The organism is uncultured Paenalcaligenes sp. (genome assembly GCF_947630565.1).
GTDB classification, from domain to species: Bacteria; Pseudomonadota; Gammaproteobacteria; order Burkholderiales; family Burkholderiaceae_B; genus Paenalcaligenes; species Paenalcaligenes faecalis.
In genome coordinates this window covers 119,977-131,423 of record NZ_CANRIC010000001.1, presented here as the reverse complement: position 1 = coordinate 131,423, position 11,447 = coordinate 119,977, and the positions used below count along the sequence as shown (strand labels likewise).

At 45.9% G+C, this 11,447-nt stretch carries 9 protein-coding genes; 8 read left to right on the top strand and 1 reads right to left on the bottom strand.

Annotation, left to right across the window (positions count from 1 at the left end):
- The first annotated feature begins 15 nt into the window (after window positions 1-15).
- From nuoI to serB, 8 genes are read left to right on the top strand one after another with little or no spacing between them, the layout of a single operon-like run.
- Entirely contained in the window at window positions 16-504 is a 489-nt protein-coding gene (gene nuoI / locus Q0Z62_RS00620; protein WP_269901492.1) for an NADH-quinone oxidoreductase subunit NuoI, read from the top strand.
- Between the two features lie 17 nt (window positions 505-521).
- Window positions 522-1,139 carry an NADH-quinone oxidoreductase subunit J gene (locus tag Q0Z62_RS00615; protein WP_269901493.1) on the top strand — a complete coding sequence of 206 codons (618 nt, stop codon included), beginning with the start codon at window positions 522-524 and terminating at the stop codon, window positions 1,137-1,139.
- Window positions 1,139-1,447: an NADH-quinone oxidoreductase subunit NuoK gene (nuoK, locus tag Q0Z62_RS00610; RefSeq protein ID WP_269902144.1), complete on the top strand. Its 309-nt coding sequence runs from the start codon at window positions 1,139-1,141 to the stop codon at window positions 1,445-1,447. Before Q0Z62_RS00615 ends, nuoK begins: the two co-directional genes overlap by 1 nt.
- 16 nt (window positions 1,448-1,463) lie before the next feature.
- A complete protein-coding gene (nuoL, locus tag Q0Z62_RS00605) occupies window positions 1,464-3,467 on the top strand; it encodes an NADH-quinone oxidoreductase subunit L (RefSeq protein WP_269901494.1) in 2,004 nt (667 codons plus the stop codon).
- A gap of 11 nt (window positions 3,468-3,478) precedes the next feature.
- Complete coding sequence (locus Q0Z62_RS00600; RefSeq protein ID WP_269901495.1) at window positions 3,479-4,966, top strand: NADH-quinone oxidoreductase subunit M; 1,488 nt, start codon at window positions 3,479-3,481, stop codon at window positions 4,964-4,966.
- A gap of 9 nt (window positions 4,967-4,975) precedes the next feature.
- Window positions 4,976-6,520, top strand: coding sequence for an NADH-quinone oxidoreductase subunit NuoN (nuoN, locus tag Q0Z62_RS00595; protein ID WP_298050188.1), 1,545 nt, complete (start codon window positions 4,976-4,978; stop codon window positions 6,518-6,520).
- A 12-nt stretch (window positions 6,521-6,532) separates the two neighbouring features.
- Complete coding sequence (locus Q0Z62_RS00590; RefSeq protein ID WP_298050152.1) at window positions 6,533-7,075, top strand: DUF2818 family protein; 543 nt, start codon at window positions 6,533-6,535, stop codon at window positions 7,073-7,075.
- A gap of 57 nt (window positions 7,076-7,132) precedes the next feature.
- On the top strand, window positions 7,133-7,984 hold the full coding sequence (gene serB / locus Q0Z62_RS00585) for a phosphoserine phosphatase SerB (protein WP_269901497.1): 852 nt from the start codon (window positions 7,133-7,135) through the stop codon (window positions 7,982-7,984).
- Here the strand turns inward: serB and mfd are convergent.
- Complete coding sequence (mfd, locus tag Q0Z62_RS00580; protein WP_298050149.1) at window positions 7,973-11,443, bottom strand: transcription-repair coupling factor; 3,471 nt, start codon at window positions 11,441-11,443, stop codon at window positions 7,973-7,975. The two genes, serB and mfd, sit on opposite strands and share 12 nt — an antisense overlap.
- Between the last annotated feature and the right edge of the window lie 4 nt (window positions 11,444-11,447).

The window sequence follows — 11,447 nt, the reverse complement described above, 5'->3', positions numbered from 1 at the left end:
GCACAGGGGCAAATTATGGAAGCAATCAAAGATTTTTTTGGCAGCTTAATGCTGACGGAAATGCTAAAAGGGATGCGCCTGACTGGCAAATACTTTTTCCGTCGCAAGGTGACGCTGCATTACCCGTACGAAAAAACACCTACCTCTCCACGTTTTCGTGGCTTACATGCTCTACGCCGTTATCCAAATGGCGAAGAGCGCTGTATTGCATGTAAATTATGTGAGGCGGTCTGTCCAGCAATGGCTATTTCAATTGAGTCGCATGAGCGTGATGACGGTACCCGTCGTACTACACGTTATGACATCGATTTAGCTAAATGTATTTTCTGTGGATTCTGCGAGGAAAGCTGTCCTGTAGACTCTATTGTGGAAACACATATTCACGAGTACCACGGTGAAAAGCGCGGCGACTTGTACTACACCAAAGAAATGTTATTGGCTGTAGGCGATCGTTATGAATCTGAAATTGCCGAGCGTCGCGCTGCCGATGCTCCGTATCGCTAAGGCAAAGGGCAGGTCACATGTTTACTACGATACTGTTTTATGTTTTAGCTCTGGTTCTGGTTATTTCCGCTTTTCGCGTAGTAACCGCTGCTAGTCCCGTTGCTGCGGCATTGCATCTGATCTTGGCGTTTTTTACCGCCGCTATGATTTGGATGACAATGGGTGCAGAGTTCTTATCTTTATTATTGGTGGTTGTGTATGTGGGCGCGGTGATGGTGATGTTCTTATTCGTCATCATGCTGCTTGATATGCGTATGCCATCGTTGCGTAGCGGCTTAAAAGCCTACTTGCCATTAGGGCTCACCGTTGGTGGTGTGATGGTCTTAGAGATGGCGTTTGTCTTAACTCGCGTCTGGTTAGATGCGGGGCCAATCGAACAAATGCCAGCAGACTATAACAATGCCTTAGCCATTGGTACTGCTATGTATACCGATTACATTCTTGCCGTTCAGGTAGGGGGTGTGGTGTTACTGGTTGGTATGGTGTCAGCAATTGCCTTAACTTTACGCAAACGCAGCGATGTAAAACGCACTGTTTCGTCTGATCAGGTACGAGTTAAGTCTTCGGATCGCTTACGAATTGTCAAAATGAAAGCCACTACAGATACCGCGGTTGAAGCAGGAGACAAACAATGATGACTCTAAGTCTGGTGCACTACTTAGTGCTCGGTGCCATTTTGTTCACCATTGGCTTATTTGGCTTTTTCTTAAACCGTCGCAACCTAATTATTCTGTTGATGTCGGTCGAACTCATTTTGCTTTCAGCCAACATGAACTTCATAGCCTTCTCCACGTGGTTTGGAGATACGGCCGGACAGGTCTTTGTTTTCTTCGTTCTAACTGTAGCTGCCGCCGAGGCTGCTATTGGTTTGGCTATTCTGGTGCTGCTGTTCCGTAACCTGAATACGATTAACGTAGAAAAACTTGACCAGCTCAAGGGTTGATGGGGTAGCACATACAATGAACTCACCAAGTCTATATCTACTCATCGCATTAGCCCCCCTAGTCGGGGCGCTAATTGCAGGTCTTTTTGGCACCGGCTTCTTAGGTCGTTTCGTGTGCAAAAAAGGCGCTCATTCTATTACGATTGCCGGTGTACTGATTTCCTTCATTGGTTCGGTCATGGTGTTGATGCAAACACTAAATGGTCAAACTTTTGATGGTGCAGTGTACACATGGGCCACAATCGGTGATGCCACTTGGCAAATTGGTTTTCTTATTGATAACCTAACGGCCTTAATGATGGTGGTAGTAACCTCTGTTTCTTTAATGGTGCATATTTACACCATTGGCTACATGGCCGAAGATCCAGGTTACCAGCGTTTCTTTTCTTACATTTCCCTATTTACATTCTCGATGTTAATGCTGGTCATGTCTAATAACATGTTGCAGCTTTTCTTCGGGTGGGAAGCCGTTGGTTTAGTTTCTTACTTGCTGATTGGATTCTGGTTCAAAAAAGAAACCGCTATTTTTGCCAACATGAAGGCCTTTTTGGTTAACCGTGTCGGTGACTTTGGTTTCGCTCTAGGTATTGGCTTGCTATACGCCTATACCGGAACCATGCACTATGGCGAGATCTTTGCTCAAGTAGAGCGATTAGCTCAAATTACTTTCCCAGGAACCAACTGGGAGCTCTTAACAGTGGCAGCCATTGCTCTCTTTATTGGTGCAATGGGTAAATCGGCACAGGTACCGTTACACTCGTGGTTACCAGACTCCATGGAAGGCCCTACACCTATTTCTGCGCTTATTCACGCAGCAACGATGGTGACAGCCGGTATTTTCATGGTGGCACGTTTCTCACCCGTGTTCGAACAATCCAATACGGCCCTGTCTTTCATTATTGTCATTGGTGCAATTGGTGCCTTGTTCCTCGGTATCTTAGGCATTATCCAGAACGACATTAAACGTGTGGTTGCGTATTCTACGTTGTCTCAGCTTGGGTACATGACCGTGGCGCTGGGTGCTTCTACGTATTCGGTTGCTATTTTCCACTTGATGACACACGCTTTCTTTAAGGCACTTCTGTTCTTAGGGGCGGGGTCAGTCATTATTGGTATGCATCACAACCAAGACATTCGTACTATGGGTGGGCTACGTAAATACATGCCTATCACCTGGATTACGTTCTTGATTGGTACAGCTGCTTTGGTAGGTACACCCTTTTTCTCAGGCTTCTATTCCAAAGAGCACATCATCGAAGCGGCTGCTTTAGCCGCGGCCTCTGGTGTGTGGGGTGCTAGCTTTGCAAAATACGCCACCTTAATTGGTGTATTTGTGACTTCGCTTTACTCCTTCCGCGTGTACTTCTTGGTTTTCCACGGCAAAGAGAATTTCCGTAACCCACCTGTTGAAGCTTTAGGTGAGCATGAGCCCGTACATGGTGAACCTAAAGAGTCACCATGGGTAGTGACTTTACCATTAGTGTTACTCGCTATCCCATCTGTTATTACAGGTATCTGGTTCATTGACCCACTGCTATTTGGTGACTTTTTCAATGGCGTAATTACCGTACTTCCAGAGCATTCTGCAATGCAGACATTGCGTGAAGGGTGGCATGGCTGGGTTGCTTATGGCTTGCACGGTTTTGTGACTGTTCCTTTCTGGCTAATGGTCGCGGGTCTCGTGGTTGCGTGGTATTTCTACTTGGTTAACCCAAGCATTCCTGCGGCGATCAAGCGTAACTGCTCTGGTATTTACCGCATCTTAGAAAACAAATACTACGTAGACTGGATTAATGAGCAAGTGATAGCTCGTGGTGCACGCTGCTTAGGTACCGGTCTTTGGAAAGGTGCTGATGCAGGTCTAATTGACGGTTTAATTGTTAATGGCAGTGCACGCGTAGTTGGTTTAATTGCTTCGGTAGCCCGACGCTTACAAACTGGCTTTATCTATCACTACGCCTTCGCCATGATTCTCGGCATTATGGCGCTCTTAACCTTTTTCGTGCTGACGGTTCAATAATGGCTAGCGATATGGCGTCTTCTACTTTTCCTTGGCTAACGCTCGCGATCTTTACTCCCATTGTGGCGGGGCTTTTAGTCCTAGCCCTTGGGCGAGATGACCGTGCCAATTTCACTCGTACTTTGGCTCTGGTCGGCTCAGTCGTAGCGTTTCTTGTCACGATTCCCCTGTACACGGGCTTTAACCCGTCTACAGCTAATTTACAGTTTGTGGAGTTTGTTCCATGGATTGAGGCTTTTTCTGTCAACTACCACCTAGGGGTTGATGGGATTTCGGTATGGTTTGTTTTGCTAACGGCTTTCATCACGATTATTGTGGTGTTAGCGGGTTGGCAGGTGATTACTGACCGAGTCGCCCAATACTTTGGTGCTTTCCTGATTCTTTCTGGTCTGATGGTTGGTGTATTTGCCGCTGCGGATGGCATGTTGTTCTACATCTTCTTCGAAGCCACATTGATTCCTATGTACATCATTATTGGTGTCTGGGGAGGCCCTCGCCGCGTCTACGCCTCGATCAAGTTCTTCCTTTACACCTTGATGGGGTCTTTGCTGACTTTGGTGGCTTTTATTTACTTATGGCACCAAGCCGGCGGCAGTTTTGATATTCATACTTGGCATAAATTGCCACTTGATCTCAATACGCAAATTCTGATCTTCTTAGCATTGTTAATGGCCTTTGCCGTTAAGGTACCAATGTGGCCTGTACACACATGGTTGCCGGATGCTCACGTTGAAGCCCCTACAGGTGGTTCAGTCGTATTGGCAGCAATTATGCTAAAACTGGGTGCATACGGGTTCTTGCGTTTTTCGTTACCTATCACCCCTGATGCGTCCCATAGTTTGTCTGGACTGATGATTGGCTTGTCTTTAGTTGGTGTTATTTACATTGGCTTAGTCGCTATCGTTCAGAAAGATATGAAAAAATTAGTGGCATACTCCTCCATTGCACATATGGGTTTTGTGACACTAGGTTTCTTTATTTTCAATAAAACGGGTATGGAAGGCGCAATCATGCAAATGATTTCGCACGGTTTTGTATCTGCTGCCATGTTCTTATGTATTGGCGTGCTATATGACCGTATGCATTCTCGTGAAATTGCGGATTACGGTGGTGTTGTCAATGTGATGCCTCGCTTTGTGACTTTCTTTGTACTGTTCTCAATGGCGAATAGTGGTTTGCCAGGTACAAGTGGTTTCATTGGTGAGTTCACCGTGATTATGGGTGCGGTTGAATACAACTTTTGGATCGGTTTGCTAACAGCTACAGCGTTGATTACCGGTGCATCGTATTCACTTTGGATGCTCAAACGAGTGGCTTATGGCCCTGTGAAAAATCCTGCAGTAGCGGAAATGAGCGACCTTAGCAGCCGTGAGTTCTTTGTGTTAGGCGTGATGGCAATAGCTGTGCTTGGAATGGGTATTTATCCTGCTCCATTTACTGAAATTATGCACGTCTCCGTCGATGCTCTGCTGCAGCACGTCTCTGTATCGAAACTGTAGGCCTGAAACATTATGCAAAACTCATTTGATTTCGCTCTGGCCTTGCCCGAGATCCTGCTTTTGATCTTGGCGGCAGGTGTGCTGATATTTGACTCGTTCAATAAAACAGAAGCCAGACATAATACGTTTGTACTTAGCCAGCTAAGCTTGATCCTTGTGGCTTTAGCCGTAGCATGGCAATGGAACTCTGACGTCTCCGGATCTAGTTTTTCTGGTTTGTACGTCGTTGATTCCCTCTCTCATTTCTTAAAGCTGTTGTCTTGTATTGCTGTGTCGGTCACGTTGTTGTATGGACGCCAGTATGCCGAGCAGCGTGAAATGGTAGAGCGTGGTGGTGAATTATATTCACTCACATTGATGGCACTGCTAGGTCAGTTATTGATGATCTCTGCAGGTAACTTGCTTATGGTGTTCTTAGGCGTAGAGCTCATGTCTTTCGCTTTGTATGCCTTAGTTGCTATCCGTCGTGAGAATGTGGCCGCCACAGAAGCCGCTATGAAATACTTCATTCTTGGGGCCTTGTCCTCAGGGGTGTTGTTATATGGTTTATCCATGATCTATGGTGCTACAGGCTTCTTAGATCTAGGGTTGATTGCTAAAGTGATCAGCAGTGGTCAGGCGAACCATCTAGCCTTAGTGTTTGGTGTGGTGTTTGTGGTGTCTGGCTTAGCCTTTAAGTTAACGGCAGCACCCTTTCATATGTGGACCCCAGATGTATATCAAGGTGCTCCAACTACAGTCACCTTGGTTATTGCTGCAGCACCTAAATTAGCCGCTATTGCAATCACCTTACGTTTGTTAATTGAAGGCTTGCATGGTATTGCCCTTGATTGGCAGCCTATGTTGATGTTGATGGCCGTATTGTCTTTAGTTGTAGGGAACTTAACCGCCCTTATGCAGACTAACTTCAAACGTATGCTGGCTTACTCGACTATTTCACATATGGGCTTTATCTTTTTAGGTTTGTTGTCTGGTGTAGGGGCTGAAGCCGCCCAAGCCGATAGCCTAACTGGATTCATTCGTCAGCTAATTGGGCAGGACGTTGCCATGGCTAACTTTGCCTATGGTTCAGCCTTGTTCTATGGTGTGATTTATGTACTTACAACACTCTCAACATTTGGTTTGATTTTGGTTCTAAGCCGCAAAGGCTTTGAGTGTGAAAACATTAGCGATCTAAAGGGCTTGAACCGTCGTCATCCTATGTTGGCTTTGTTGCTACTGTTATCCATGTTCTCGTTGGCAGGTATTCCGCCTATGGCAGGTTTCTATGCCAAACTAAGCGTTCTACAGGCCGTCGTAGGGGCAGGGCACATAAGCATTGCTATTATTGCTGTGCTGATGTCCTTAGTGGGTGCGTTTTACTACATTCGTGTGGTTAAAGCAGCCTACTTTGACGAGGCAGAAACAGATGTATTGGATCAACCGTTGCAGATTGGTGTGGTAGCTAAAGCTATACTCGCCGTGAATGGTGCGTTGATTATTCTGTTTGGTATTTTGCCAGGTGGCCTCATGGAAATCAGTATGCGTGTTATTCAGGAATCACTACGCTTTTAATTTAGGTTTATCATGAGTCAAAATGTTGCTATTTGGGTATTAATATTGCTGTCGCTAATTGGGGCGAACTGTCCACTTTTTATCGAGCGTCCGCTGCTATTTTTACCCTGGCAACAAAAAGGCGAGCCACAACGCCCTGCGTTATTACGCTACATGCTCTCTGTTGCTTATACAGGGTGTTTGCTCGTCTTAGGCTGGTTTATGCATCGGGTTTTAAGTCAGACATTATTTGTGAGCCCGCTACATTTATTGTTGATTAGTGCTGCCTGTGTGCTGGTTGTTATAGTAGCCTTAGCCATTCCTGCTTGGATGCAACGTCAATTCGTTATCGAAAAATCTTTTTTTGCACGACTACTAGAGTTAACCGCCATTTATCTGTTTGTTGGGTTATTAGGCGTGGGTTTTGAGTCTAGTCTTGGAAACGTATTTCCTCAAGGTTGGGAATTCTATGCCATTACTTATAGTTTGTTTTTGATATTGGCTTATCCCGGTTTTGTGATGCGTTACTTGTTAAAACGTCGTCGTGTGTTGGTGAATAAAGCTAACGCAGTCTAATCAGTAATTGTTTTATAATGGCCCCTCCATCTTGAGGGGTTTTTTTCATTAGAGTCTATGTCAAATTTAATTTTACAAGCCTTGCAGTTCGACCAATCAGCGATAGAAAAAATTGCGGCAATTGCTGATGCTGAGGGCGTACAAGAGCTAGGGCCAACGGCTATTCGTTTATTAGGTGTTAATACCGAAAATCGGGCAGAGATTCAGGCTGCGTGTCAGCAGGCTAAACTTGACTTTGCTTTTATTGATCCCGTGCATCTATTACGCGAGATGAAAATTCTTGCTATGGATATGGACTCCACACTGATCAATATTGAATGTATTGATGAGATTGCTGCGGCAGTAGGTCGTAAGGCAGAGGTGTCGGCGATTACTGAGGCTGCGATGCGTGGTGAGATTACCGATTTTGCTGAAAGCTTAACGCGTCGTGTAGCACTGCTAGAGGGCGTGCCAGAAAGCGCATTGCAACAGGTCTATGAGCAACGTTTACAGCTCAATGCTGGCGCTGAGCGATTGGTTTCGGTTGCAAAGCAGCACGGGGTTCGTACGTTATTGGTTTCTGGTGGTTTCACCTTCTTTACGCAACGCCTACAAGAACGATTGGGTATTGATGAGGCCTATGCGAACACATTAGAGATCAAAGACGGTAAGTTAACAGGTCGAGTCCAAGGTGACATTGTCGGCTCACAAACTAAAGCAGATCACGTGATGCGTTTAGCTAAAGAGTTACATGCCACCAAAGAGCAAATCATCGCCGTGGGTGACGGGGCTAATGATTTGCCAATGATGGCACAGGCCGCTTACTCCGTTGCATACAGGGCCAAGCCTGTGGTGCAGGAACAGGCTCGCTTTGCGTTAAACGTGGCCCCTTTAGATGCGATTATTAACTGGTTTAGATTAAGCTTTTAACCCTAGCTGCTTAAATAGTTGATGTAGTTTTTGTACACGTTTATCAATAGGGGTAGCCTCGGGTAAGGCTACCCGTAATTTATCTGGCCCACTAAAGCGCATGGTTTTGTCTTGTTGAACTAACTCAATGAGTCGAACGGGATCTACATTCGGTTTAGCATTAAATTGCAAAATTAGTTGATCTTCTTGGGCATCTATTTTGTCTAAGCCCAATTGTTCTCCTTTGATGCGCAACTGATGCACCAAGAGCAAGTGCTTCGCGGAATCGGGCAAAAGGCCATAGCGGTCGATTAGCTCCTCTTGAATTTGCTCAACCTCAGTATTGGTTTCGGCATGAGATAGTTTTTTATAAAAACCAAGGCGAGCATGCACGTCAGGGCAAAAATCATTAGGGAGCAAGGCAGGGGTGCGCAGATTGACTTCGCATTTTGTATCAAAGGGGGACATTAAATCCGGCTCTTTACCTGCTTTTAATGATTTAACGGCTTTATTTAGCATGTCTGAATACATAGAAAAGCCAATCTCGTGGATATTGCCTGACTGATGTTCTCCCAGCACCTCTCCTGCGCCTCGAATCTCTAAGTCGTTCATTGCCAAGAAGAATCCAGCGCCTAGCTCATCCATTGCCATGATGGCTTCAAGTCGTTTTTTTGCATTGCTAGTGATAGCGTCTTCGCCTGGTGTTAATAAATACGCATAGGCTTGGTGGTGTGAACGTCCGACTCGGCCTCGTAATTGGTGCAGCTGGGCTAAGCCTAGTTTATCAGCGCGTTGAATAACGATGGTATTGGCAGTTGGTACATCAATACCTGTTTCGATAATCGTGGTACAAAGCAATACATTAAAGCGTTTTTGATAAAAATCCTTCATGACACTTTCTAATTCCCGTTCGGGCATTTGGCCATGCGCCACACCAATACGGGCCTCAGGAACCAGCTCCTGCAAGCGAGCACGACGATTTTCAATGGTATCGACTTCATTGTGTAGAAAGTAGACTTGTCCTCCGCGCTTTAATTCTCGTAATAGCGCCTCACGAATACTGCCGTCGTCTTCTCGGCGTACAAAGGTTTTAATGGCAAGACGTTTTTCGGGTGCAGTGGCAATAATAGAGAAATCGCGGATACCCTCTAAGGACATCCCCAGTGTACGAGGGATAGGGGTCGCGGTGAGAGTTAACATATCCACCTCTGCGCGTAGGGCTTTAAAGGCTTCTTTTTGGCGTACGCCAAATCGATGTTCCTCATCAATAATGACTAGCCCTAACTCTTTAAAAATGACATCTTTTGATAGGAGCTTATGAGTGCCTATCACAATATCAACATGACCAGAGGCTAAACCATCAATAGCGGCTTTAGTTTCTTTGCTTGTTCTAAAACGAGATAACTCGGCAACCTGAATAGGCCAATCAGCAAAACGGTCTGCAAAGCTTTGTGCGTGCTGCTCTGCCAATAAGGTTGTGGGGCATAAAATAGCGACTTGTTTGCCATTAGCGACGGCGACAAAGGCGGCACGTAAGGCGACCTCTGTTTTACCAAAGCCCACATCACCGCAAATTAAGCGGTCCATGGGCTGATTGGATTTCATATCGTCTAAAACGGCTTCTATGGCAGCCGCTTGATCCGGTGTGGGCTCAAAGCCAAAGCCAGCCGCAAATGATTCATAGTCACTCATGGGGATTTTGTATTGTTGACCCGCGCGGAGCGCACGCTGCGCATAGAGGGCAAGTAGTTCTGCCGCAGTGTCTCTGGCTTGTTTAGCGGCCTTTTGACGCGCTTTTTCCCATTGCCCTGAGCCTAGCTGGTGTAGTGGGGCAGACTCTGCATCTGTGCCGCTATAGCGAGAAATCACATGTAGTTGTGCGACAGGTACATATAAGGTGGCCTCATTGGCATATTCTAAATGTAAGAGTTCTACAGGGCCCTCACCCAGATCCATCTCAACTAAGCCTTGATAGCGCCCAATTCCATGTTCCGTATGAACGACGGGATCGCCTTCGCGTAGCTCTGACAGGTCGCGAACCATAGCTTCAACGTTAGTACGTTGTGTTTTTCGTCCTCGTTGCGCTGTCCTGACCTGATGCGGGTAGAGATCATTCTCTGTTAAAAGAGTGATGGCCGCATCTTTTAATGCAAAACCCTGAAATAAAGACGCAGTGACCAAGGCAAACTGACTGCTGCCTTGAATAAAGTCGAGTAACTCTAAGCACTGATTATCAGGTGTTAGATTGAATTCAGACAACATCTGGGCGAGCGTTTCGCGACGCCCCGCTGAGTCAGCACATAATAAGGTTCTGCGCTCTGGATCTCGGACTTCAGTACGTAATGCGCTCAGTGGGTCTTCGGCTCGTCTAGCAACGGCTACGTTGGGAACAGCAATGAAGTCTGGGTGCAGCCCGTCGGATTGTAAGTCTAGACGTGCAAAGCCTTTTAATGATTGAAAAAACTCCGAGCCATCTAAAAATAACTCTTCGGGGGCAAGTACAGGGCGTTCAGGGTCACTTTTTAAAAACTGGTAACGTTGTTTTGCATCCGAATGAAAGGCGTCAATGGCTTGCTGTGCTGCGCCATGAGTAACCGTGATGATGTCTTTAGGTAGATAGTCAAAAATCGTTGCAGTCTGTTCAAAAAACAGAGGTAAATAATATTCAATCCCTGCAAAAGCAATGCCGTTGCCTATGTCTTTATAGGGCAGGGCTTTTGATGGGTCACCTTCGAATTTTTCTCTAAAACGGGATCGGAATAAATGGCGCGCGTCCTCATCTAAAGGGAACTCTCTGCCGGGGAGTAGGTCGATTTGTTTGACGTTATAGAGACTACGTTGTGTGTCCGCATCAAAAGCACGTATAGATTCAATTTCGTTGTCAAAGAGATCCAGACGGTAAGGCACAACTGAGCCCATAGGAAAAATATCAATCAGACCACCACGAACAGAAAATTCGCCAGGTGCACTGACTTGTGTGACATGGTTGTAGTTAGCCAACACCATTTGCTCTCGTAGCTGCTGCTCGTCTAACTGGTCGCCTTGCTTAAAGCTAAAGCTATAAGCCGCTAGAAAAGAGGGAGGCGCTAAACGATAGAGGGCGGTACTAACTGGGATAGTGAGTACCTGAACTTCGTTGTTTAATAATGCGTTTAATGCTCGTAGACGAGTAGAGATAAGATCCTCATGAGGCGAGAAAGCATCATAAGCTAAGGTTTCCCAGTCTGGAAAAGGTTGTACACTAAGTTCAGGTGCAAACTGATTTATTTCGGTATGTAGACGTTGTGCATCAACGGGATCTGCGCAAAAAATGATCAGTGTTTTTTTGCTTTGACGAGCTAAATCGGCCAATAAAAAGGCGTCTCCAGATCCCGGAGGTAAAGGCTGCTGATAGCGTTGGCCTATTTTTAAAGCCTGTAAACAAGTCTGGGTGCTGCTAAGATAAAGGGTTTGTTCAGTAGGGCGTGCAGTTTTGCTCATGAGA